Below are 24,635 nucleotides of genomic sequence, written 5' to 3'. Positions count from 1 at the left end.
AACTAAAAAATACGCACTTGTCATTTTGAGCACAGTCGAAGGGCTCAACATGACATTACGTGTCAATTCCCGTCCGAGTGAGATAATCTAATGTCGATTATCGACTCACCATTCGTTGATGCGATTGGAATCCAATTTAATAAAAATAAATAGTAAAATGGTAAATGCCCAGAGTCCCGAACCACCATAACTAAACATAGGCAAAGGAATACCAATAGTAGGAATCAGGCCCATCACCATTCCGATATTAATCATAAAATGCATAAAAATAATGGAGGCTACCCCATAACCATACACGCGACTAAACTGTGATTTTTGAAGTTCGGCTAAATGCAGAATACGCAACAATAGCAACACAAAAAGTACAACCACGAAGGTACTCCCCAAGAAGCCCCATTCCTCGCCAACGGTACTAAAAATATAATCCGTATGCTGTTCTGGCACAAATTTTCCTGTGGTGCGCGTGCCTTCCAAAAAGCCTTTACCGGTAAATCCGCCCGAACTAATGGCCTTTTCTGATTCGTTGAGGTTGTATGCAAATGTGCGCTTCATTTCCTCCAGTTTTTGAGGATCTTTTTCCAAACGCAGCCATAAGCTAATTCGGTCCTGCTGATGCGGTTTTAAAACGTCCTTGTAAAAGAATTGTACACCAAAACACAGTAAAGCACTTAAAATAATAACAAATGCCGATTGTAAAATCGACAGCTTTCTTTTATTGAAAAACCTTAAAACTAATGTAATTACGGTTGCAATTATAGTCGTAATAATGGCTCCAAATTTTAAAGCCAAAACAGAAAGCAATACAACTAATACGCCTATGATGAGGTAGATCTTTGGTAATCCTTCACGGTATAGTACAAAAAAGAATGCTCCATAAACGACAGTGCTTCCTGTGTCATTTTGAAGCAATACCAATAGGGCCGGAATCAGTATGATAGCAAAGGTGCGCAGTTGGTCACCAAAATTGTTGATGTTGGTATTTAAATCACTGACGTATTTCGACACAGCCAGAACTGTAGCAGCCTTCGCAAATTCGCTGGGTTGAAGAGTAAAACTCCCGATGGCGTACCAAGAAGTTGCCCCGTTTACAGTTTTTCCGAAGAGGAACAAGCCTACCAAGGACAGCATGGAAGCGATATAAATAATACTTGAAAAGCGCTCATAAAACTTAGCATCAATAGCAAGTAGCAGTATAATCAAAATGAACGTAAGGAAAATAAAAATCAATTGCTTTCCGAAAGGTTGTGAGAAATCAAAATAGTTGACGGTTGCCCCTGTATGTGATGCCGATAAAATATTAAGCCATCCAAAACCGGTCAGAAGCAAAAACAAAACAATGGTTACCCAATCGAATTTAAAATATTTGTTTGTTTCCCTAACCATGTTCCGTAGTTGCGTTCAGTCGTTTCAATTCTTTCTTTAGGCGATGGTATTCTTTGTCGTCCACAAGCTGTAGCTTCGTTTCCCCATTGATTCTAAAAGGCTCTCCAGAATAAGGTTTGGCATATTCGTCCTCAAGCGAATGTCTCAATAACCAGTCTTCAAGGTCGGTTCTAGTGATATAGCCTTTGATATGCTTTTCAATCATTAAACTGGCTACTTTGCCCGCAAATCGGCTACCCCAATACCCGTTTTCCACAAATACCGCAATAGCAATTTTAGGGTCGTCTTTGGGTGCGAAGGCCACAAAAATAGAGTGGTCGGTCAGCTGTGTTTTCAAACTATCAATAATTGCAAAATTCTCCACCGTTCCTGTTTTTCCACAAATCTCAATGTCTTTCACCTGAAGGGAAGCTGCCGTCCCTTTTTTGTAAACCTGAAGCATGCCTTCAATTACAGGCTCGAAATGCGCTCTGTCAATTGTTGTTCGTTTTGGTTTCGTAAAATTCTCCGGGAGGATTTCGCCTTCGATTTTTTTAATAACATGAGGCGTATAGTAATACCCTCTATTGGCAATTGCGGCCGCCATATTTGCCAATTGAATCGGAGTAGTAGCTACTTCTCCCTGGCCGATGGCATTGGAAATCGTATAAGTGGAATAAAACGTTTTTGGGTAAATACGCTTATAATAATCCCTGTCAGGAATTCTCCCTTTTTGGCCGACGTATAAATCGTTATTCAAAAAGTTGCCCAAACCAAAGCTTTGTGCGTGTTTGCTCCAAGTATCGATGCCTTCGGAGGCGTTGCCATTTTTGTCCAGAATCTTTCTGTAAGTGGTTGCAAAATAAGCATTGCACGAGCGTTGAATACCTCCAATAAGGTTGTTTCGTGTGCCGTAATTGCAGTGGCATTTCATAATACGGTTGCCGTATCTGTACCCCATATAGCAAGTTACGGTTTCATTTGGCGTGATTACACCTTCCTGAAGACCAATCAAAGCATTCATTAATTTAAAAGGAGAGCCAGGTTCATAAACACCTTGAATACTTCTGTTGAATAAAGGATTGGCAATAGAATCCCGCAATAACCTGTTGAAATTTTTCGAACGCTCTCGTCCCACCAAAATGTTGGGGTCGTAGGTTGGGGCCGCCACCATCGCTAAAATTTCGCCCGAGGAAGGTTCTAATGCAATTACACCACCGCGTTTGTTTTTCATCAGTAGTTCGCCGTACTCCTGTAATGTGGCATCAATGGTGATGGTAATGTCCTTTCCCTGCTCTGGAATGGTGTCAAACTTACCATCTTTATATGGCCCAATATCCCGATTGAACCTGTCCTTTTGAATGAATTTTATGCCTTTTACACCGCGCAAGGTTTTTTCGTAAGAAGCCTCGATACCCTGTTTGCCAATCAAATCGCCCATTCGGTAATATGGGTCTTTCTTAATAATACGATTGTTTACTTCCCCAATATCACCTAAAACATTCGCCCCAATCGTGGTTTCATAATGTCGCAACGAACGTTTCTGGATATAAAACCCTTTGTATTTTCGCATTTTTTCTTGCAATACAGCATAGTCTTCTTTGGATAAGTGCGATACAAAAACGGATTCCAAACGGGGTGAATAATGACGTGCCTTGTTGTATTTTTTAATGAAATCTTCTTTTGAAATTTTCAGCAGCCTGCAGAATTCCAAAGTATCTAAAGGTTCCACTTCACGGGGGATCACCATCACGTCATAGGAGGGCTGATTGGACACCAAAAGTTTGCCGTTCCTATCATAAACAAAGCCCCGTTTGGGCAAATCAAATACCTTTCTGATGGCATTATCCTCATAGAGGTTGCTGGAACTGCCCTTATAAATCTGCAGATAGAACAATCGCCCTATAAAGGTAAAACCGCATAAAATGACCAATAAAAAAAGTAAGAGTTGCCTCATTTGGTTTTTCGACTAAAAATGATGGATAACAGTACAATCATTAAGATAGTAAATATTCCAGAGAATAACGTTTTTTGAAGGATGGATAGTATGTTGGAAATATTAAAAATTTCCAATGAAAACAGGATAATGTGATGCAGAATCGTCAAGATGGCGATGTATACCACTTTGGCGCTAAAGTCGGTATTGTCAAACTTTATGTTTTGGTGCTCGTACATGGAGCCAAAGGCAAACTTTAAAAAGACGGGTCTGATGTATGCAATAGTCACCGAGGCCGCCGCATGAATGCCCCCGGAATCGGTAAACATATCAATGGTGAGCCCTAAAATGAAACTTATAAAAATAAAGGCTAACCGATTGTTTTTCACCGGGAAAAAGATGATGAACAGGATGTAAGCAAAGGGGTTGATATACCCCAAAAAGTTTATATGGTTAAACAGTATCCCTTGAAAGAGTACAAGCAGGACAAATCGGATGATATGTGCCGTAACCAAGCTATTCATCTGCGGTGTTCAAAAGGTTTTCAATTTCTTCCCTATCCTTATTTTCAATAATGTAAACGTGTTCCAGATTGGTCATGTCATTGAACAATCGCACATTAATTTCATAGAAATTTTCGGCAACATCCAGTTTTGAATTTTCAACCGTACCAACAAGAATGCCTTTTGGGAAAATAGAGGAGCGCCCTGAAGTCACAATCGTGTCGCCATTTGTGAAAGTGGCCGCCTTTGGGATATCGATTAATTGCACAATTTCTGGGGATTTGCCATCCCATTTCAGTGTACCAAAATGATTCGTCTTCTGCAACTGTGCACTAATCTGGCTACTGGTATTCAAAATCGAGATAACTGTGGCGTAATTGCCAGAGGTGTGATCAATAATTCCAACCAGTCCCAAGGACGAAATAACCCCAAAATCTTCCTGAATGCTGTCGTTTTTACCTTTGTTCAATAACAAGAAATTAGAACTTGAGGCATAACTGTTTCGTATAATATTAGCTGGCGTAAACTTATATTTTAAAGTCGAACTGCTATCCGTTGGAATGGAATCCGATTCCATATTTTGGTTGAAGAGACGAGCATTCAATCTATTATTTTCTTCAGCCAATAACTGGTTTTGAGATTTTAAGTTGAAATAGGAGCTCACATTGTTCACCGAATTATAAATACCGCCGGTTAAAAAATTGGCCGAATTGATAAACTTACTTCTGTGGTATGAATGCGATTGGATAGTGAAAATCAGGGAAATCCCAAAGAGCAACGCGAACAATAAAAAGTTTTTGTTCCGTATTATAAAATTTATAATCTGCTGCATGGGTTACGGCTGTTGTTGCCCTATTTTATCAATACACTTTTGTATTTCGGTAAGTTTTTTAGTGTAATTCCGGTACCGCGAACCACTGCTCTCAATGGGTCTTCAGCGATGTAAACCGGTAAGTCCGTTTTTTGTGATAAACGTTTGTCCAGTCCGCGTAGCATGGAACCTCCACCAGCTAAATAAATTCCTGTATTGTAAATATCCGCAGCCAATTCTGGTGGTGTTTGGGATAAGGTTTCCATTACGGCATCTTCGATACGTAAAATGGATTTATCCAAAGCTTTTGCAATCTCTCGGAAAGATATAGAGACCTGTTTTGGCTTTCCGGTCAACAAATCCCGACCTTGAACACTCATATCTTCAGGTGGTAATTCTAAATCTTCAGTGGCTGCACCAATTTGGATTTTTATTTTTTCTGCAGTGCGCTCGCCCACATACAAATTGTGTTGCGTTCGCATATAATACACAATGTCGTTGGTAAACACATCACCCGCTATTTTAACAGATTTGTCACAAACAATACCCCCTAAGGCAATCACGGCGATTTCAGTTGTGCCACCACCGATGTCCACCACCATATTTCCTTTCGGTTGCATGATATCCACGCCAATACCGATAGCCGCCGCCATAGGCTCGTGAATCAAATATACCTCCTTGCCATTCACACGCTCGGCACTTTCCTTAACCGCACGCATTTCCACTTCCGTAATACCTGATGGAATACAAATTACCATACGTAAGGCCGGTGCGAAAAACTTCTTTTTTAAGGCAGGAATGTTTTTGATAAACATACTGATCATCTGCTCTGAAGCATCAAAATCGGCAATTACGCCGTCCTTCAAAGGACGAATGGTTTTAATATTTTCATGGGTTTTTCCCTGCATCAAACTAGCTTCTTGACCCACAGCAATAATTTTTCCTGAAACCCTGTCGCGGGCCACAATGGACGGTGCATCCACAACAACCTTGTCATTATGGATAATTAATGTGTTTGCGGTACCTAAATCTATGGCTATATCTTCAGTTAGGAAGTCAAAAAATCCCATGTGCTATTAATAATTTTTGGCGGTTTAAAAACGAATCCCGTAAATGTAATAAAACTTCATAAATATATAAGTTATTCGGGGCTTCAAAATCTTTTTTAAATCAATGCAACTTTGATTTATACGTCGTTCGTCGATGTTTGGATGTTGTAATTTATTATTTGGGCGTTACCCACTCCCGATAGCTATCGGGACGTTCAATCCCTAACGCGGAACTTCGGCTTTTTATGAGCCGTTAGTGGTTAACATTTTAATCCAGTCCTAATAAATTAGTGTTTAAAATGGCGAGTGCCCGTCATTACCATGGCCACATCATTTTCATTACAATAATCGATGCTCAATTGGTCTTTAATGGAACCTCCTGGTTGGATTACAGCGGTTATGCCAGCTTTATCGGCAATTTCGACACAATCCGGGAACGGGAAAAACGCATCACTGGCCATCACCGCACCGTTTAAATCAAAATCAAAAGTTCCTGCTTTATGAATAGCTTGTTGCAAAGCATCCACACGGCTGGTCTGTCCTGTGCCACTAGCGCACAATTGTTTGTTTTTAGCTAAAACAATGGTGTTGGATTTGGTATGCTTACAGATTTTTGAAGCGAAAAGTAAATCGTCTATTTGGGCATCTGTTGGGGCAATACTGGTTACCGTTTTTAAATCTTCGGCTTTATCGGTAATGTTATTTCTATCCTGAACCAAAATACCATTCAAACAGCTTCTGACGTTGGTTTGAGGCATTTCTACATCGTGGATTTGTAGCAAAATTCTATTCTTCTTGCCTTTAAGAATTTCCAAAGCTTTAGCTGAAAAAGAAGGTGCAATCACAACTTCACAGAATAACTTGTGAATCTCTTCGGCAGTGGCCAAATCAATTTCAGTATTACTGATTAATACACCACCAAAAGCAGAAATCGGGTCGCCGGCAAGCGCATCCACATAAGCTTGGTGTAGGGTGTCCCTTTGCGCCAAACCACAAGCGTTGTTGTGTTTTAAAATGGCAAAAGTTGGTGCGTCATTTTTAAACTCCAACATCAAATTAACCGCCGCGTCCACGTCCAAAAGGTTGTTGTAACTTAATTCTTTGCCGTGAAGTTTAGTAAATAATTCGTCAAAGTTTCCAAAGAAAAACCCTTTTTGATGTGGGTTTTCACCGTAACGCAACACCTTGCCGTTGCTTTCACTGATTTTTAAAACTGTTTCTTCATTACTCTGATTGAAATAATTGAAAATCGCAGAATCATAGTGAGACGACACGTTAAAAGCTTTAGCCGCAAAACGCTTTCTGTCTTCTTCCGAAATGGTGCCATCGTTTTCAGAAATCAATTCTAAAAATTCAGCGTAATCATCAACGGAAGACACACAAATCACATCCGCATAATTTTTTGCTGCTGCTCGAATTAAAGAAATACCACCGATATCGATTTTTTCGATAATATCCTGATTGCTAGCACCCGATGCAACAGTTTTTTCAAACGGATATAAATCCACAATCACTATATCAATTTGAGGAATTTCGTATTCAGCCAATTCAGCAACATCCCCATCGTGGTTTTGTCTGTTCAAAATACCGCCGAACACCTTTGGGTGCAATGTTTTCACGCGACCACCCAAAATGGAAGGGTAGGAGGTAACGTCCTCAACGGGAACCACACCTACGCCCAAATCGTTTATGAATTTTTCTGTACCACCGGTAGAATAAATGGTAACCCCTTGTTTATCCAATTCTTTTACAATAGGCGCTAAACCGTCCTTGCTAAATACAGAAATTAATGCCGATTTGATACGTTTTTCGTTGCTCATGTTGTTGTAATAAAATGTTTTATATTCCTTTTGAAAGGAACCAAATAGTTATTGTTTTTCAGGGAGTTACCTCTGATTTTTTAATAAAGTGCAAAAGTAGTTATTTCCTTTAGAATTTCAATTGGGAAATCTGCAAAAAGATTGGCTTTTTTTAACGAAAAAGGGAAGTTGTTAACACTTAAAAGTTCCAAGTTTAAAGTTCAAGGTTTAAAGTTGGTCAAGACTCGAAAAAAAATGAATAATGGTCTATGATTTTAGGGTTCAAGTAACTCAGATACTTTCCCGCAGACAAATTCTAAGAACCGCTCATCATCTTCCGTGAAGGGGTCAGGAGTTTCGGAATCAATATCAATTTGCCCAATGTTTTTACCGTCCACAAAAATCGGAATAACAATTTCAGATTTCACCGAAATACTACAGGCTATATAATTGTCCTGAGCCGAAACGTCAGGCACCACAAAATTTTGGTTGCTCACGGCCACTTGTCCACAAATACCTTTTCCAAAAGGAATAACCGTGTGGTCCGTAGGTGGGCCAACATAAGGGCCTAAAACTAACTCTTCCTTGTTGCCATTCCGAAAATAAAAGCCTACCCAGTTGTAGTAGTCCACATGGGTTTCCAGTAATTTGCAGATGGCCAATAAACGTTCATCTACAGATTGTTTTTGGTTTTCAACAATGGCAAGTACTTGAGGTTTTAGGGTTTCAAAAATCATATGGTCAAGAATTTTGGCAAAAGTATTTAAAAAGGCGTAATTTCGATCTTCACAATTAAAATACTTGAAAGCACTTTTCATAAAATACAGGTCGGTCATCAAATTTATTTTGACCTTTTTGGTGGTGTATATTGCCTGTGCGGTCATTTATAAATTTTACTTGCAATATTCGGATGGCTCAAAATTCTACCCCGATTATTTTACAAATTTAGTGGGATTACAAACCGAAGTTTTGTTAAACAATTTTGGTTACCAAGCCCAATTACTCCCTCACGCGGATGAACCTTCCTTAAAAGTGATGCTCAATGGCAACTATTTGGCAAGGGTGGTTGAGGGTTGTAATTCCATAAGTGTCATCATTCTGTTTTTGTCCTTTATTGTAGCATTTTCGGGGCAATTAAAAACTACTTTTTTTTACATCCTTTCGGGTAGCGTTCTGATTTATGTGGTGAATTTGATTCGCATTGTACTGTTGACCATTGGGCTTTACCATTACCCCCAATATGAAGATGTGCTCCATACTGTAATCTTCCCAGCGATAATTTACGGCATGGTGTTTTTACTTTGGATTTTTTGGGTGAATCGGTTTTCAAAATTAAATCGAAAACATGCGTAAACCGATGAAATTTATAGGGCTAATTTTGCTGGTGGGGTTACTGGTTTTAATCCGCTTTTTTGAAGACGCATTGTTTTACGACCCCTATTTGAAATTTTTTCAAAATGACTACCTGTACATTGACAGTCCTAGGAGGGAAGTTGCAAAACTGGTGGGTTTTACCACATTGCGCTTTGCTTTGAATACACTGATTTCGTTAGCTATTTTGTTCGTGGTATTTAAAGATAAAAGTATTGTGAAATTCTCTGGGATAATTTATAGTATTGCCTTTGTGGTGTTGATGGCCATTTACTTGTATTTTGTGGTAAACCCACGGCAAGAAGACTACTACCTGTTTTTTAACGTACGCCGTTTTTTGATTCAACCCATTATTTTGATACTGCTGTTACCGGCATTTTATTACCATAAGCTGAAATCCTGAGTGTTAAGGATTTGATAAACATTAAAGGTTAAAATCCAATTTTTGTAAATTTGCACCGATGATTCAAACCATTGCACATAAGTTATTTTCAGTTGCACTCTCTTTTTTAGTGCTGTTTTCAACGGTATCCTTTACTATTGAAAAGCACTATTGCGGTGATGTTTTAGTGGATGCTTCCGTGTTTGCTGAAGCTGAAAAATGTGGTATGGAGGCCATGGCAATGGCTCAAAAAAAATCCTGTTGTAAAGACGAAGTCGATATTGTTGAAGGACAGGACGAACTCAAAATCACTTTATTTGAAGATTTAGAGATAGAACAGCAACAATTCTTGGTTGCATTCACCCAATTTTATATCAATCTTTTTGAAAGCCTGCCAAGGCAGGTCATCCCCCATAAAGATTACTCACCACCCAATTTGGTCCACGACATTCAGGTGTTAGACCAGGTTTTTTTGATTTGATTACTTCCCGCGTACGCGGGAATCTCGTCCAAGTAAGATTGGAAATTTAATGGATTCGTTCCCGATTGCTATCGGGATTCGCAGGAATGACAAGTCTAATTAAATACATCAAATCAAAACATTTCAAAATGAAACATACATATACAGTTACAGGAATGACCTGTAACGGATGCAAAACTTCAGTGGAAGAGGCTTTAAATGCACTTCCCGAAGTAAAAAAGGCTTCAGTGGATTTAGAAGCTTCCAAAGCAATTATTGAAATGACCGAACACATTTCAACAGTGAAACTGCAACAAGCACTTTCTGATAAATATTCCATTTCGGAACAAAATATTTTCGATGTTGGCAAGACTACCGAAGTCGAAGAAAAAAGCGAATTGCAACAATTATTTCCATTGTTTTTAATCTTTGGATACATCACAATTGCTTCTGTTTTATTGAACCGAAACCCTTGGAACACCAATAGCTTTATGCTCGATTTTATGGGGCTGTTTTATATTGTTTTTAGCTTTTTTAAGCTATTGGACTTAAAAGGATTTCCGGCATCATTCAGAAAGTACGACCCGCTGGCAAAGGTTGTGCCTGTGTATGCTTGGATTTATCCATTTATCGAGGTGGCGCTGGGGCTTATGTTTTTAATGCGTTTTGAAATTCCAATTGTATTAATCGCCACGCTCCTTGTTTTAGGAGTAACCACCATTGGGGTTACTAAGGAATTATTGGATAAAAAAACGATTCAATGCGCCTGCTTGGGAACGGCATTAAAACTCCCGATGACCAAAGCTACGTTTATTGAAAACAGCATTATGATTGTGATGGCGATTTTGATGCTGATTAAAATTTACAGTTAAATGAAACGGGCTATATATTTTATAATGTTATGCTCATTTGTTGGGTTTGCACAAGACCATATCAACGGCATGGTGATGGAGGCCAACCCCGAAAACGAGCGTATAGGTTTGGCTGGTGCCAATGTGTATTGGCTGAATACCGAAGTGGGAACAGTGACGGATATTGATGGAAAATTTACCATTTCATATGAGCCGTGGTACAAAAAACTCATTATTAGTTACGTGGGTTTCAAAACGGATACCCTCACCATTGATGCGCCAAGGTTTGTTCGTCATTGGTTGCAACCAACGGATGATTTGGAGGAAGTTACAGTAACTACCAGAAAACAAGCCACGGCGAAATCTTTTTTAAAGGCTGAAAACGTTTCTGTTGTCAGCAGTGATGAATTGCTAAAAGCGGCCTGTTGTAATCTGTCTGAAAGTTTTGAAACCAATCCGTCTATTGATGTGAATTTTGCCGATGCGGTGTCCGGGACACGGCAAATCAAAATGCTGGGTTTGACCAGTCCGTACATTTTGATTGCTACGGAAAATATTCCATCCGTAAGGGGGGCATCGCAAGCTTATGGTCTAAGTTTTATTCCGGGGACTTGGGTGGAAAGCATTCAAATCACAAAAGGTGCCGGTAGTGTGGTCAACGGTTTTGAAAGCATCGCGGGGCAAATCAATACGGAGCTAGTAAAGCCATCGACGGATGATAAGGTATTTGTTAATTTATACGGGGCCAATAGCTCGCGTTTAGAGTTGAATACCCATTTGAATACGCAGATTGGCAACAGATGGCACTCAGGATTATACATCCATGGAAACACTTTACAACAGGAGCATGACGTGAATGATGACGGGTTTTTGGATATGCCAATTTCCAGTCAAATTAATGTGATGAATCGTTGGCAATATACCGATGCTCAAAATGGGTTCGTAAGTTTCATTAATGTGAAATTTTTAAATGATGAAAAACAAACGGGTCAATTGGACTTTGATCCGGATTTGGATAAATTCACAACGAACAGTTGGGGTAGTGAAATTGATACAAGACGTTTTGAAGCCTCTGCAAAAATGGGCTACGTCAATCCCGAAATACCTTGGCAGAGTTTAGGGATTCAAACGGCATTTAGTCATCATAAACAAGACTCCTATTTTGGGATAAATATTTATGAGATTCGACACAACAGCCTGTATACCAATGCGATTTATAATTCCATAATTAGCGATTCCAGGCATAAAATTAAGACCGGTTTGAGTTATACTTACGACCATTATGATGAATTGGTGAACACAAACAATTATGAGCGAACCGAGAACTCCGTCGGGGCATTTTTCGAATACAGTTACGATAATTTGGAATTGTTGAATTTAACCGCAGGAATTAGGATTGATCGACATAATTTATTGGGAACTTTCATTACCCCACGATTTCACCTGCGCTATTCGCCATGGTCGAAATCGGCCTTTAGGGCCTCCTTCGGAAAAGGAAAACGAAGTGCCAATATCTTTACGGAAAACCAGCAACTGTTCGCTACTTCACGGCAAATCAATGTGATGAATTCCGGTGGTGAAATTTACGGACTTGACCCTGAAATTGCTTGGAATTATGGAGTGTCCTACCTTCAAGGATTTAATCTTTTCGGACGGGAAGGCGATATCACTTTCGATTTTTATAAAACCGATTTCACCAATCAAATTGTGGTGGATTGGGAAAATCCTCAGGAAATTAGCTTTTACAATTTGGAAGGAAAAAGTTTTGCCAACAGCTTTCAGGTGGAACTGAATTATAGTCCTTTTGAAGGTGCCGATATTCGTACTGCCTATAAGTTTTACGACGTGAAAACGGATTACAATCCAGGTAGATTGGAGCGCCCGTTAACGCCAAGGCATCGGTTTTTTGCCAATGCGGGTTACAAAACTGAAGCAAAGGAAAATGGTGGACGATGGAAATTTGATGCCACCTTCAATTGGTTGGGAGATCAACGTTTTGCGTCCACTGAAAGTAACCCTATACAATACCGATTACCAGAACGAACACCCACGGTAGCAACATTGAATGCCCAGATCACAAAAGTGTTTTCTCCTAAATTTGAAGTATATTTAGGAGGGGAAAATGTAACGAATGTTAGACAACCCAACCCCATTTTAGGTGCGGATGATCCCTTTGGTGCGAATTTTGATTCCACTTTTGTGTACGGCCCCATTTTTGGGAGTATGTATTATGCTGGATTGCGATACAAATTGAATTAAACCGTCATTACGAGGACGAAGGACGAAGTAATCTCTAAAGAAATACAAAATCCTAGATTGCTACGTCGTACCTCCTCGCAATGACAAAATGAAAAACAAAATGAAAAACATAATAACAATAGTACTATTACTGATAGCAACAACAACCTTTGCCCAAAACAAAAACGCCAAAGCTTCGATGGAGGTGGATGGCGTATGCGGCATGTGCAAAGCTCGAATCGAAAAAGCCTGTTTAAATACCAAAGGGGTGAAATATGCCCAGTGGAATATCGATACCCACGAATTGAAGCTGATTTTTGATGAACGTAAAACGAATACGGCAATTATTACAAATAGTGTTTTGGAAGCTGGGCATGACGTTCAGGAGCAAAAGGCAACTGATGAGGCCTACGCGCAAGTACATCCCTGTTGCCAGTATCGAGATGATGCTATTAAGGATGCTCATGAGGGCGAAAAGAAGTCTTAAAGTACCCCATTGATTTAGGTATGCCCAAAACCGAATATCGCATTTATGTCATTGAATTGAAGAAACGTGTGTTTACGGAAAATGCCAAATTCAGAAATGCCAATCCGCAATTCAACGGTGTTTTGGAATGTTTGTATGTGGGGATGACCAGTAAAACGCCTAAAGAGCGATTTTTGCAACATAAATCGGGATACCGAAATAAAAAAGGATATAAACTATCTTCCAATATTGTCGAGAAATATGGGTCGTATTTGAGACCCAGCTTGTATAATCATATTGACCCAATGTCCTCCAGAGCGGATGCATTAAAAAAGGAAAAAGCCTTAGCTTTGGAATTACGCAGAAAGGGTTATGCGGTTTGGTTTAATTAAAACTTAAATAATTATAGTATGAAAACTACGCTAGAGCACAACGAACGTATAAGGACCATGAAGTTCTTTTCAGTGTACCCCCACTACGTTACGAAAGTTGAGAAAAAGGGAAGAACCAAAGAAGAGCTGCATGCTGTAATTGAATGGTTGACTGGGTTTGATGAAGCCAAAATACAAGAGCTTATAGAAAGGAAAGTTACTTTTGAAGAGTTCTTTAATGAAGCAAATCTTAACCCAAATGCAACATTAATTAAGGGCGTAATTTGCGGTTATCGTATTGAGGAAATCGATAATGAATTAACGAAGAAGTGTAGGTACTTGGATAAGTTGATAGACGAATTGGCAAAAGGCCGAAAAATGGAAAAAATCTTGCGGTCTTAACACAATTCTGAGAATGTTTTTCCTAATATATTAAATAGAGACGATAGTATTAAAGAAAAAACGCTTCCATTTGTGGAAGCGTTTTTGTATAAATTGATTATCGAGCCTCTCGACTTACATCATCCCTGGCATACCGCCGCCTCCCATTGGAGGCATAGCAGGCGCATCTTCTTTTATGTCGATTAAAGCACACTCTGTTGTTAAAATCATTCCAGCAACCGAAGCCGCATTTTCTAAAGCAATACGCGTTACTTTTTTAGGATCGATAATACCAGCTTTTAGCATATCTACATATTCCTCAGACTTGGCATCGTATCCAAAGTCTTTCTTGCCTTCCAAGACTTTGTTGATAACAACCGAACCTTCTCCACCTGCATTTTCAACAATGGTTCTTAATGGTGCTTCGATAGCTTTATTTACGATTTGAACACCTGTGGTTTCATCCAAATTAACCGTTTCCAATTTTTCCAAAACTGATTTCGCTCTCACCAAAGCTACACCACCACCGGCAACAATACCTTCTTCAACGGCAGCTCTAGTGGCATGCAGCGCATCATCCACACGGTCCTTCTTTTCCTTCATTTCAACTTCAGAAGCCGCACCAACGTACAATACAGCAACACCGCCGGCCAATTTAGCCAAACGTTCTTGCAGTTTTTCTTTGTCGTAATCTGAAGTGGTAGTTTCAATCTGTGCTTTGATTTGGTTTACCCGAGCTTTAATAGCTTCTGCGTCGCCTGAGCCATTTACGATGGTAGTATTGTCCTTATCAACCGTTACCGTTTCCGCAGTACCTAACATGCTTAAGTCGGCATTTTCCAAAGTGAAGCCTCTTTCTTCTGAAATAACGGTACCGCCTGTCAAAATAGCAATATCCTCAAGCATCGCTTTTCTTCTATCACCAAATCCTGGAGCTTTTACTGCAGCGATTTTTAACCCACCACGTAATTTATTTACTACCAAAGTTGCCAAAGCCTGTCCATCAACATCCTCGGCTATAATTAACAATGGACGGCCAGATTGCGCCACAGGCTCTAAAATTGGAAGAATCTCCTGTAAGTTGGAAATCTTTTTATCGAACAATAAAATGTACGGATTTTCCAAATCAGCGATCATTTTATCAGAATCGGTAACGAAATATGGGGATAAATATCCTCTGTCGAACTGCATACCTTCCACAACGTCAACATAGGTGTCCATACCTTTGGCTTCCTCAACGGTAATCACACCTTCCTTGCCAACTTTTTCAAATGCTTTTGAAATCAATTCACCAATGGTATCATCATTGTTTGCAGAAATTGCAGCAACTTGTTTTATTTTTTCAGAAGAATTGCCCACTTCTTGGGATTGTTTTTGAAGATCGGCAGTGATAGCCTCAACAGCTTTGTCGATACCACGTTTCAAATCCATTGGATTAGCGCCAGAAGCTACGTTTTTCAAACCTTCTTTAACGATAGCCTGAGCCAAAACAGTAGCTGTAGTAGTACCGTCACCTGCTAAATCGTTGGTTTTGGAAGCCACTTCTTTCACCATTTGAGCACCCATGTTTTCGTGCTCGTCATCCAGTTCAATTTCTTTTGCAACAGTAACTCCATCCTTGGTGACTTGAGGTGCACCAAAACTTTTGCTGATGATTACGTTACGCCCTTTTGGGCCCAAGGTTACTTTTACTGCATTTGCTAATGCATCTACTCCGCGTTTTAATCCGTCGCGAGCATCAATATCAAATTTTATGTCTTTTGCCATTTTTAATGTTTTTTAGCTTTTTGCCTTTAGCCATTGGCTATTAGCGTGAAGTTTATTGATTAATTTTTTGGAGCTAAAAGCCAAGGGCTAATAGCTAATTGTCTTTTAGATTATCGCAAGAATATCACTCTCGCGCATGATTAAATAATCGTTGCCTTCAAATTTCAATTCGGTTCCGGCATATTTCCCATATAAAACGGTATCACCAACTTTTACGGTAATTGGATCGTCTTTGGTGCCAGGCCCGGCCGCAACAACAGTTCCTTTTTGTGGTTTTTCTTTGGCGTTGTCTGGAATTATAATTCCTGATGCTGTTTTGGTCTCAGCTTCAGCAGGTTCAATAAGAACTCTATCTGCTAATGGTTTGATGTTTACTCCCATTTTTGTTTTATATTTTATTTATTAAGGTTATTATTTAACGATTATTCTTTAAGCCAAAAATGTGCCATGGCGGGGAAACTGACAAACTTTCAGACTTGATTGAAGATAGGCAGAAACAAAAAATGCCAACGTTGTAAAGTTGGCATTTTTTGTGATTATTTTGTTTTTTAAAGCGAATCTCCAACAGTAGTTGTGCTATTGTCATTAGTAGGAAGTGGAACCGCTCCATCTTGTGATGGCAATGGTTGGGTGCTTTGCGCATTTGGATCCAAGGCTTTAGAGTCAGTAGTATCACCACCACCATGTATGGCTACGTTTGATAATAAAATCAACACCAATAATAACGTGGCCAGCGTCCATGTACTTTTATCCAAAAAGTCTGTGGTTTTTTTAACGCCTCCCAATTGTTGTGTGCCACCGCCTCCAAATGAAGATGATAATCCGCCTCCTTTAGGGTTTTGCACCATAACGACTACTATAAGCAAAAATGCTACAAATATGATAAGTATTAAAAATATTGTAAACGTGCTCATTATTCTTTTTTATTTTGTTCCTGTAATTGTTCTACAGCTCTAATTTGGTTTGCAAAGAAACTACTTTTTTCTGGATATTTCAAACTTAAAATTTTATAGGATTGAATGGCTTTTTTATAGTTTTTTTGCTCTACATAAATACGCGCCAAAGTCTCTGTCATCAAGGTTTCGGGCTGTATCATTTGCGCTTTTGCCAGATTGCCTTTTATTGATGGGGATTTTGAAGGTGTGATTTTCGGATTTTCTGCAATAAACCTATCAATAAGTTCTGATTTTTTCGTTTTTTCACGGCTTTGTTCCGTCTTCGGAGGTTCCGATATTTTTTGGCTTTCATCCCTTTTGATGGGCTTATATCTGGTGAGTTTCAGCCATTCGTTGAAGGAATGCGATTCGCGTCTATCAAATTGCAAGGGCTTCCCGAGGTTTAAAATATCCTCTGCGCTGGCTTCCTGAGTTTTGGTGTTTCCGGTAACGTCTTCGATTTTTTCGGATTCGTCCAATTTGAAAGGCACTGTCCGTTTTTCTGAAGGGTCTTTCGGTTGAAACAATTCGGGATCCAAAACCCCAGAGGTTTCTTTGATTTGTTGTTTTAACGCATCATCAATCGTGGTGCTTTTGTTTACCGAAATGTCATCGGCCACAACCTCAATATCATTGAGATAGGTTACATTTTTCTTTATCGCTTTTGAAATTTCATTTTGAACAAAACTGTCGGAAGTAATGAAATCAAAGAGAATACTTCGATCTGTCGTATAGGCTGCAGTAGTTTTTAAGGCCTGATTATAATCACTGCTTTCCTGATGTTTTAGTCCTTTTAAATAAAGGGCTTTTGCAGATTGAAAATAGGGATAGTCTTCTAAAATAGACCGTAATGCCTCAGTTTTCTGAAGGTTAACCTCCTTGGGATTTTGTAGCAGATATGTAAAATCGTGACTGTTCAAATTAAAAATTTATGCTTACCATTTGGCCAATGACGCGTTAAAGATATCCTGCGTGATACGTTCCAATATTTCCTCATGCGCCGTGTCTTTCTGGGCACCAATTAGTTGGGCACTTCCGTCAAAATCATGGAAAAACGAAAAAGACTTGTCAAATTCGGCCTCTGGGTCGTTTTTATCATAAAAATGCACTTTAATGCTAATGGTCAATCGGTTTTGGGCAGCCGTATTTTGTGAAGTAGCCGTTGTGGGAGAAATACGGTATTCTGTAATTTCGCCTTCATAAACGATATCACCATTAGAGTTTACGTTGTTGAGATTGGTTTGATTTTCCAAAATCTCAATCATCGTGTTTCTTACCAAAAGGTCCAGTCCCGGTTCAATCAACAGCGCATTGTTTTCAAATCGGTTCACCTGAAATGTTTTGGTGTCAGGTGAAATGGAGGCACCTGTAAAGGAGTATATGCCACAACTTGAAACCAAAGCTGCAATTAAAATAAGGGCTATAAATTTTATGTTTTTCATTTGAGGGGTCAATTTAAATGAATTTTACCAGTCGTCCAAAGAGGCATTAACAATGTCTTGAGACAATCGATTTAAAATGTCTTGATGAATTTCATTTTTTAGGTTTCCTGTTAATTGGCTGTTTGCCGGGTAATCTTGAAAAAAAGAGAAAACCTTATCGAATTCCTTGTTTTTGATTTTGTTGATGAAATGGATTTTTGCGGAAACCGTTAGTCTATTTTGTGCCGCCGTATTCTGTGATGTTGCTGTTGTAGGTGAAATGCGATATTCCGAAATTTCACCTTCATAAAAAATATCTCCATTGGATTTTACCAATTGCAAAGGTGTTTGATTCAAAATAAAATCTTGTAAGTTCAGGGTTAAATCTCTATGAATCCCTGGTTCAATTAGGTTGGCATTGTTTTCGAATAAATTCACCTGAAAGGTCTTGGCATCTCCAATATTAATTCCTGTCTGAGAATATCTTACTTTACAATTTGTTGAAAAAAGAAAAAGTATAATGATTGCGTAGAACGACTTCAATTTCATTTGAATGGATTCCTGCCTTCGCAGGAATGACAGATTAGTTAATTGTAACGATTAATTTTTGAATATGTTGCGAACTGGCCTACTGCCAACTGGGCACTGCCAACTAAACTAAAGGTCATACTGCTTAATCTTCCTGTAAAGCGTACGTTCGCTAATGCCCAATTCCGCGGCAGCCAATTTACGTTTTCCGTTGTGGCGTTCCAATGATTTTTTAATCAATTCGAGCTCCTTGTCTTGAAGCGATAAAGTTTCTTCTTCTTCAATTTCCTCAGCAAAGTGGTATTTATCCGAGCTGTTAGTATCGTTTACATGCTCTGGAATGGATAATACTTCTGGGCTTTCGGCAACCTCCTCTTCAAAAGAGAAATCATCTTCAGCATCAGTATTGTCGCCATATATTTTTTGAATCAAATGCTCGTTGTCGCGCTCCACATCCTTTGAGTTGCCACTTTTCATCAATTCCATAGTGAGCTTCTTAAGGTCGTTCAAATCACTTTTCATATCGAAAAGCACTTTGTATAGGATTTCACGCTCACTACTAAAATCGCTCTCGCTTTTGGAGGTTTTAACAACGGCCGGCAGGTTAGTGGAAGCCGAAGCCGGGAGGTAACTTCGCAACGTTTCAGCTGTAACAGTTCTATCCTGTTCCAACACCGATAATTGCTCGGCCACATTGCGCAACTGCCTAACGTTTCCCGCCCAACGGTGTTTTAGTAATAATTGTATAGCGCTATCCGTAAGCTTTATGGTTGGCATTTTATATTTTAAAGCGAAATCGCTGGCAAATTTTCGGAACAGCAAATGGATATCCTCTTGTCGCTCTCGAAGTGGTGGCAAATGGATTTCCACAGTACTTAAACGATAGTACAAATCCTCGCGGAATTTTTCCTTTTCAATGGCTTCGATCATATTGAGGTTGGTAGCAGCTACGATGCGAACATTGGTTTTTTGCACCTTGCTCGATCCTACCTTTAGGAATTCGCCATTTTCCAAAATACGAAGCAATCGCACCTGTGTTGTTAAAGGCAGTTCTCCAACTTCATCTAAAAAAACAGTACCGCCATCAGCTTCTTCAAAATAACCACTACGCGTTTGTGTGGCACCTGTAAAGGCCCCTTTTTCATGGCCAAACAATTCGCTGTCAATTGTGCCTTCGGGAATGGCGCCACAGTTTACCGCGATATATTTGTTGTGCTTTCGGTGCGAAAGGGAATGAATAATTTTAGGGATGCTTTCCTTTCCCACGCCGCTTTCCCCTGTAACCAAAACCGAAATGTCGGTGGGCGCCACACGAATGGCTTTTTCTATGCCACGGTTAAGCGATGGGGTATTCCCAATAATGCCAAAGCGCTGTTTTATTGCTTGAATGGATTCCATTTAATTTTCTATGTATTCTGAAGTTCCTTTTTCATTGGCGTCGTTTAGCCACTCCCAATCCAGCTTCAGTTTTAATTTATTTGTATGTGTTTTGCTTATTGAAGCCAAGGCTTTCCCTGCCTTCAATTCATTTTCAGTGGTTAAACACTGATACAGCATTTCAATTTTATCGTTTTTTAAATGCCCGATAATTTTGCCATATTTTATCGTTCCTCCATAGTAGTCGGCCGTTATCAAATGTCCGTTTTGCTTATAGTAGAACTTTGTGTCGGAATTCACCTTTCCGTTTTCAGAGTTGTCTAAAAGCGAAAAAACTTTGTCGTTAAAGTTGAATTCTGACATGAGAATTTAGTTGTTTTCTGAATATCCCACAGCCTCTCCAATCAATGTGGCACTCGTGCAATCCGTAATTCTTACGTTTATAAAATCTCCAACTTCATAATTTTCTTTTGGAAAAACTACCACGGTATTTTGCGTATTTCTGCCTGACCAATGGGCGTCGGATCGTTTTGATGGTTTTTCAATTAGCACTTCTTCAACTTTACCAACATGGGCTTTGGTGCGCAATAAGCTATGTTTTTGCTGTAGTGCGATGATTTCATTCAAACGACGTTTTTTCACATCCTCGGGAATGTCATCCTCCATTTTGCGTTCGGCTAAAGTGCCTGGTCTTTCGGAATAAGCAAACATAAATCCGAAATCGTATTTGACGTACTCCATCAAAGTCAGGGTATCTTGGTGGTCCTCTTCCGTTTCCGTTGGAAAACCGGCAATCATATCCTGGCTAATGGCACAATCGGGAATTAAACGCTTGATGTTATCAATCAATTCAAAATACTCTTCACGGGTGTGCAGACGGTTCATAGCCTTCAAAATACGATTGCTACCACTTTGAACAGGTAAATGAATATAGTTACAAATATTGCGATGTTTGGCCATCGTTTCAATTACGTCCAAAGTAAAATCCTGAGGATTTGAGGTAGAAAAACGAAAGCGCATTTTGGGCTGTGCTTTGGCACACATATCCAAGAGCATGGCAAAGTTTACGGAGGTAGCCTTTTGCATTTCACTGGCTTTATCGAAATCCTTTTTTAACCCACCGCCGTACCATAAATAACTATCCACATTTTGGCCAAGTAAAGTTACTTCCTTAAAGCCATTGTCCCAAAGTCCATTGATTTCCTCAATAATGCTCTGCGGGTCGCGACTGCGCTCACGTCCACGGGTAAAGGGTACCACACAAAAGGTACACATGTTGTCACAGCCACGGGTAATAGATACAAATGCTGTTACCCCATTGGAATTCAATCGCACTGGCGAAATATCGCCATAAGTTTCCTCTTTGGAAAGAATTACGTTTATGGCATCCCTCCCATCCTCAACTTCGGCCAAAAGATTAGGTAAATCCTTGTAAGCGTCAGGGCCAACCACCAGATCCACGATTTTTTCTTCCTCCAAAAATTTGCTTTTCAGACGTTCTGCCATACAGCCCAATACCCCAACTTTCATATTTGGGTTCAGTTCTTGCTTTACGGCATTGTATTTTTCCAAACGTTTTCGGACAGTCTGTTCCGCTTTATCACGAATGGAACAGGTGTTTACCAAAACTAAATCGGCCTCCTCCAAACTTTGGGTGGTATTGTATCCTTGTTCGGTCAAAATGGAAGCCACGATTTCACTGTCACTAAAATTCATTTGGCAACCATAGCTCTCGATAAAAAGTTTGCGGGTATTGCCCTCTTTTTTATCCAGAACTAAGGATTCGCCTTGCTTACTTTCGTCAATAATCTTTTCCATATCTTGCTTGAAACCACTGTGGGTCAATTTTCGTGCCCTGCTGAATCAGGAGGGTGCAAAGATACAATTAAATCGTTTCTTATGACAAAGTGGCAGTTTATTTTTAGACCTGATTTTTCAGAAATAAAACAAGATATAACGCAACCATTTTTACTTTTGGGTATCTATAAAATAAACTTCAAATCAACTAGCTATGACTTTTAACTTATTGAAAAAACTGCTGTTCATATCGTCAATATCACTTTGCTGTTTGAACATGCAATGTAAAGATGATGATGATGATGATGTGGATTTGCCAGAAGATACCATATGTCAGGATGTGGTTATAATTGATTCGGAATTGTATAAAAATACTTCCTCGGACACTTATAGATTAAGCAGTGCAACTATAGCGGGAGATTGTCTCATCATAAATTTCGGTGCCTCCGGATGTAGCGGTAGCTCTTGGGAGTACAAGATGGTAGATTCTGGAGCCGTAGCCGAATCCTTGCCGGAACAGCGTTTTTTGAAATTTCAACTTGTTAATAATGAAGATTGTTTGGCATTTTTTACCCGAGAGCAAAGTTTTGATATAAGACCCTTACAAATTGAAGGAAGTAATCAAATCATTTTGAATATTGAGGGGTTCTCAGAGAGTTTAACCTATAACTATTAAATAAAAGTTAGCTAAAAACTAAAAAATCAAACTAAAATGAAACTAAAATTTGCCATTTGCGTCTTTTTTATTGCCTTCACATGTATTTCATGCGATAGCAACGACGATGAAAACCTTGATTTGGTCACTGTGGCTACGCCCGAAATCATGAGCAAATCACAATTCAGAAAATCTGTGGACATCCTGCCGCCACAGCCGATACAGACTCCCGGTAAAATTTATGCCTACAGCGACTATCTTTTTGTGAATGACATCAATAAAGGTGTGCATATTATTGATAATACCAACCCAAAGTTTCCAAAGGCTATCAAATATTTAACCATTCCCGGAAACGAAGATATTTCGGTGAAGAATAATTTTTTATATGCCGATAGTGCTACGGATCTGGTGGTGTTTGATCTTTCGGATATCAATGGGATTAAAATGGTGGAGCGTTTGGAGGATGTGTTTGAGCGCTACAATTATAATGTGCCATTAGAAGCCGAAGCCACTGATTGGGCTGAATTTAATTATGAAACCGACATTATCGTAGGATGGACTACAAAGCAAGAGCGCAGGGAAGATGTTGAGGAACTTTTGTGGATTGATGTTGCTTTTGATGGTAGCCCTAGGGTTCTGGAGTCTACCAATACCGTTGGGACAGGGGGGTCTTTGGCGCGTTTTCAAATAGTGGATAAGTATCTATATACTGTGGGTTCTTACAGTATGGCGATTTTTGATATTGAAGATTTGGCCAATCCCACTTTAGAGGCCACTCAAAGCGCAGGTTGGAATATTGAAACCATGTTTGCTGCCGATAATTATTTGTACCTCGGTAGTGTAAACGGGATGTACATTTATGATTTAAAGAATCCAGCCTCCCCGGAATATGTATCCGAATTTGTGCACTGGGAAGGTTGCGATCCCGTTGTTGTGGATGGCGATTATGCTTATTTAACTTTAAGAGGAGGTAATTTATGCGGGCAACTGGAAAGTGTACTTGAAGTGATTGATATCAGTGATAAAGGAAATCCAACCTTGGCGAAACGCTACACTTTAGAAAACCCATACGGGCTGGGCGTAAAAGGGAATATGCTTTATGTGTGCGACGGTACAGCTGGTTTGAAGCTATTTAAACGCGAAACACCAGTGGAGTTAAACATGGTGAGAAATCTAAAGAATATACAAGCAACGGATGTGATTCCTTTAGAAAACAGTCTAATAATGATTGGGGACAATACCCTTTATCAATACAAATACATGGCAAACAACGTAGGGCTAATTAGCTCTTTCAGACTCAACTAAATAAACTAAACGTTGTTGGAAAATCTGCCTTCGGGCAGATTTTTTTTGTGTATTATTGTATTGAAATTAGATACTAACCAAATTATTAAAAATGAATGCAATCAATGTTTTATTAGAAAGGATAGAGAATGCCAAGGATTTGGACTTTGGTACTATTTTTAATCAATCTATAGAACTGTTTAAGAAGGTTTGGGTACAGGGTTTGGTCACCATTTTGTTAACCATGCTTTTAATGATGCCCTTTTACCTTTTAATGTATGTGCCACTTATTGCCTCAGGAATGATGGATTCAGAGTCTTTCAACAGTGGAGGGCAACCGGATATATCGGTGCTTATTCCTTTTTATGCTTTGGGCGCCGTATTTTCATTTTTTGCAACGATTATCGGTGTTGGGCTTAAAGGTGCATTTTTCAGAATATGCAAACAGAAGGATTTCAACGAAGCTAAAAATGACGACTACTTTTATTTCTTCAAGAAACCTTATTTCGGGAAAACGTTCGGTGTAGGAGCCATCTCCTTTGGTATTATGATTGGGGCGTATTTGCTGTGCTTCTTGCCCATTATTTACGCAGTTGTGCCCATTTCTATTATAAATGTGATTTACGCCTTTAACCCTGATTTATCAACTTCTGATATAGTTAAAGCTGGTTTTAAGCTTGGAAATAAAAAATGGCTAATCACCTTTGGCTTGATGATAGTTGCAGGCATTTTGGCATCCTTAGTCGGATTTTTGATGTGCTTTATTGGAATCCTTGCTACTTCTGCATTTGCTTATATACCTTTATATTACATTTATAAAGAATCCGTAGGCTTTGATGAGAAAACCGATATAGACCGCATAGGGACTGGGGAAATATAATATTCCAAAGC

The 24,635-nt window shown here is 39.3% G+C and carries 27 protein-coding genes; 11 read left to right on the top strand and 16 right to left on the bottom strand.

Going from position 1 to position 24,635, the window contains the following annotated elements; all coding sequences use genetic code 11:
• Positions 1 to 105: 105 nt before the first annotated feature.
• The 7 genes from rodA to H7U19_RS06090 form a co-directional block, all read right to left on the bottom strand.
• Complete coding sequence (gene rodA, locus H7U19_RS06120) at positions 106 to 1,383, bottom strand: rod shape-determining protein RodA (RefSeq protein WP_186560195.1); 1,278 nt, start codon at positions 1,381 to 1,383, stop codon at positions 106 to 108.
• The gene (gene mrdA / locus H7U19_RS06115) at positions 1,376 to 3,319 is read right to left on the bottom strand and encodes a penicillin-binding protein 2 (protein WP_186560193.1); all 1,944 of its coding nucleotides are present in this window, start codon (positions 3,317 to 3,319) and stop codon (positions 1,376 to 1,378) included. Before mrdA ends, rodA begins: the two co-directional genes overlap by 8 nt.
• Entirely contained in the window at positions 3,316 to 3,822 is a 507-nt protein-coding gene (locus H7U19_RS06110; RefSeq protein WP_186560191.1) for a rod shape-determining protein MreD, read from the bottom strand. The genes mrdA and H7U19_RS06110 overlap by 4 nt, the downstream gene beginning before the upstream one ends.
• Positions 3,815 to 4,633, bottom strand: a complete 819-nt coding sequence (mreC, locus tag H7U19_RS06105; protein ID WP_186560189.1) for a rod shape-determining protein MreC — start codon at positions 4,631 to 4,633, stop codon at positions 3,815 to 3,817. The genes H7U19_RS06110 and mreC overlap by 8 nt, the downstream gene beginning before the upstream one ends.
• Positions 4,634 to 4,653: 20 nt before the next feature.
• Positions 4,654 to 5,682: a rod shape-determining protein gene (locus tag H7U19_RS06100; protein WP_186560187.1), complete on the bottom strand. Its 1,029-nt coding sequence runs from the start codon at positions 5,680 to 5,682 to the stop codon at positions 4,654 to 4,656.
• Positions 5,683 to 5,948: 266 nt separating this feature from the next.
• Entirely contained in the window at positions 5,949 to 7,481 is a 1,533-nt protein-coding gene (purH, locus tag H7U19_RS06095) for a bifunctional phosphoribosylaminoimidazolecarboxamide formyltransferase/IMP cyclohydrolase (RefSeq protein ID WP_186560185.1), read from the bottom strand.
• Positions 7,482 to 7,735: 254 nt separating this feature from the next.
• Entirely contained in the window at positions 7,736 to 8,197 is a 462-nt protein-coding gene (locus H7U19_RS06090) for a GAF domain-containing protein (protein WP_186561502.1), read from the bottom strand.
• Positions 8,198 to 8,261: 64 nt separating this feature from the next.
• On the opposite strand from H7U19_RS06090, the gene xrtF reads away from it, so the two are divergent.
• From xrtF to H7U19_RS06050, 8 genes are all read left to right on the top strand, one after another.
• A complete protein-coding gene (gene xrtF / locus H7U19_RS06085; RefSeq protein WP_186560183.1) occupies positions 8,262 to 8,813 on the top strand; it encodes an exosortase family protein XrtF in 552 nt (183 codons plus the stop codon).
• Complete coding sequence (locus tag H7U19_RS06080) at positions 8,806 to 9,234, top strand: exosortase F system-associated membrane protein (RefSeq protein WP_186560181.1); 429 nt, start codon at positions 8,806 to 8,808, stop codon at positions 9,232 to 9,234. The genes xrtF and H7U19_RS06080 overlap by 8 nt, the downstream gene beginning before the upstream one ends.
• Positions 9,235 to 9,292: 58 nt before the next feature.
• Entirely contained in the window at positions 9,293 to 9,694 is a 402-nt protein-coding gene (locus tag H7U19_RS06075) for an HYC_CC_PP family protein (protein ID WP_186560179.1), read from the top strand.
• A 128-nt stretch (positions 9,695 to 9,822) separates the two neighbouring features.
• A complete protein-coding gene (locus H7U19_RS06070; RefSeq protein WP_186560177.1) occupies positions 9,823 to 10,545 on the top strand; it encodes a heavy-metal-associated domain-containing protein in 723 nt (240 codons plus the stop codon).
• Positions 10,546 to 12,783: a TonB-dependent receptor gene (locus H7U19_RS06065; RefSeq protein ID WP_186560175.1), complete on the top strand. Its 2,238-nt coding sequence runs from the start codon at positions 10,546 to 10,548 to the stop codon at positions 12,781 to 12,783.
• Positions 12,784 to 12,883: 100 nt separating this feature from the next.
• The gene (locus H7U19_RS06060) at positions 12,884 to 13,249 is read left to right on the top strand and encodes a heavy-metal-associated domain-containing protein (RefSeq protein WP_186560173.1); all 366 of its coding nucleotides are present in this window, start codon (positions 12,884 to 12,886) and stop codon (positions 13,247 to 13,249) included.
• 20 nt (positions 13,250 to 13,269) lie between these two features.
• Positions 13,270 to 13,620, top strand: a complete 351-nt coding sequence (locus H7U19_RS06055; protein ID WP_186560171.1) for a ribose-5-phosphate isomerase — start codon at positions 13,270 to 13,272, stop codon at positions 13,618 to 13,620.
• 18 nt (positions 13,621 to 13,638) lie between these two features.
• Positions 13,639 to 14,001 (top strand): DUF2200 domain-containing protein, encoded by a 363-nt coding sequence (locus H7U19_RS06050; protein WP_186560169.1) that lies wholly within the window; start codon positions 13,639 to 13,641, stop codon positions 13,999 to 14,001.
• Positions 14,002 to 14,115: 114 nt separating this feature from the next.
• Here the strand turns inward: H7U19_RS06050 and groL are convergent, their stop codons facing one another.
• From groL to miaB, 9 genes are all read right to left on the bottom strand, one after another.
• The gene (groL, locus tag H7U19_RS06045) at positions 14,116 to 15,747 is read right to left on the bottom strand and encodes a chaperonin GroEL (protein WP_186560167.1); all 1,632 of its coding nucleotides are present in this window, start codon (positions 15,745 to 15,747) and stop codon (positions 14,116 to 14,118) included.
• A gap of 105 nt (positions 15,748 to 15,852) precedes the next feature.
• On the bottom strand, positions 15,853 to 16,128 hold the full coding sequence (locus tag H7U19_RS06040) for a co-chaperone GroES (RefSeq protein WP_186560165.1): 276 nt from the start codon (positions 16,126 to 16,128) through the stop codon (positions 15,853 to 15,855).
• Positions 16,129 to 16,295: 167 nt separating this feature from the next.
• On the bottom strand, positions 16,296 to 16,661 hold the full coding sequence (secG, locus tag H7U19_RS06035) for a preprotein translocase subunit SecG (protein WP_186560163.1): 366 nt from the start codon (positions 16,659 to 16,661) through the stop codon (positions 16,296 to 16,298).
• Positions 16,661 to 17,602, bottom strand: coding sequence for a hypothetical protein (locus tag H7U19_RS06030; protein ID WP_186560161.1), 942 nt, complete (start codon positions 17,600 to 17,602; stop codon positions 16,661 to 16,663). The genes secG and H7U19_RS06030 overlap by 1 nt, the downstream gene beginning before the upstream one ends.
• Before the next feature lie 15 nt (positions 17,603 to 17,617).
• Complete coding sequence (lptE, locus tag H7U19_RS06025) at positions 17,618 to 18,124, bottom strand: LPS assembly lipoprotein LptE (RefSeq protein WP_186560159.1); 507 nt, start codon at positions 18,122 to 18,124, stop codon at positions 17,618 to 17,620.
• Positions 18,125 to 18,148: 24 nt separating this feature from the next.
• Complete coding sequence (gene lptE, locus H7U19_RS06020) at positions 18,149 to 18,652, bottom strand: LPS assembly lipoprotein LptE (RefSeq protein ID WP_186560157.1); 504 nt, start codon at positions 18,650 to 18,652, stop codon at positions 18,149 to 18,151.
• A gap of 108 nt (positions 18,653 to 18,760) precedes the next feature.
• Positions 18,761 to 20,029, bottom strand: coding sequence for a sigma-54 interaction domain-containing protein (locus H7U19_RS06015; protein WP_186560155.1), 1,269 nt, complete (start codon positions 20,027 to 20,029; stop codon positions 18,761 to 18,763).
• On the bottom strand, positions 20,030 to 20,371 hold the full coding sequence (locus tag H7U19_RS06010) for an avidin-fold protein (RefSeq protein WP_186560153.1): 342 nt from the start codon (positions 20,369 to 20,371) through the stop codon (positions 20,030 to 20,032). It lies immediately after the preceding gene.
• 6 nt (positions 20,372 to 20,377) lie between these two features.
• A complete protein-coding gene (miaB, locus tag H7U19_RS06005; RefSeq protein ID WP_186560151.1) occupies positions 20,378 to 21,826 on the bottom strand; it encodes a tRNA (N6-isopentenyl adenosine(37)-C2)-methylthiotransferase MiaB in 1,449 nt (482 codons plus the stop codon).
• A 256-nt stretch (positions 21,827 to 22,082) separates the two neighbouring features.
• Here miaB and H7U19_RS06000 point away from each other — a divergent pair, with 256 nt between their 5' ends.
• The 3 genes from H7U19_RS06000 to H7U19_RS05990 all read left to right on the top strand — a co-directional run bounded on the left by H7U19_RS06000 (position 22,083) and on the right by H7U19_RS05990 (position 24,624).
• Positions 22,083 to 22,481 carry a hypothetical protein gene (locus tag H7U19_RS06000; protein ID WP_186560149.1) on the top strand — a complete coding sequence of 133 codons (399 nt, stop codon included), beginning with the start codon at positions 22,083 to 22,085 and terminating at the stop codon, positions 22,479 to 22,481.
• Between the two features lie 36 nt (positions 22,482 to 22,517).
• Positions 22,518 to 23,765 carry an LVIVD repeat-containing protein gene (locus tag H7U19_RS05995; protein WP_186560147.1) on the top strand — a complete coding sequence of 416 codons (1,248 nt, stop codon included), beginning with the start codon at positions 22,518 to 22,520 and terminating at the stop codon, positions 23,763 to 23,765.
• Positions 23,766 to 23,856: 91 nt separating this feature from the next.
• Complete coding sequence (locus H7U19_RS05990) at positions 23,857 to 24,624, top strand: hypothetical protein (RefSeq protein WP_186560144.1); 768 nt, start codon at positions 23,857 to 23,859, stop codon at positions 24,622 to 24,624.
• Positions 24,625 to 24,635: the final 11 nt, after the last annotated feature.

Source organism: Hyunsoonleella aquatilis, assembly GCF_014270105.1.
GTDB classification, from domain to species: Bacteria; Bacteroidota; Bacteroidia; order Flavobacteriales; family Flavobacteriaceae; genus Jejuia; species Jejuia aquatilis.
This window is presented reverse-complemented; position numbering and strand designations above follow the sequence as displayed.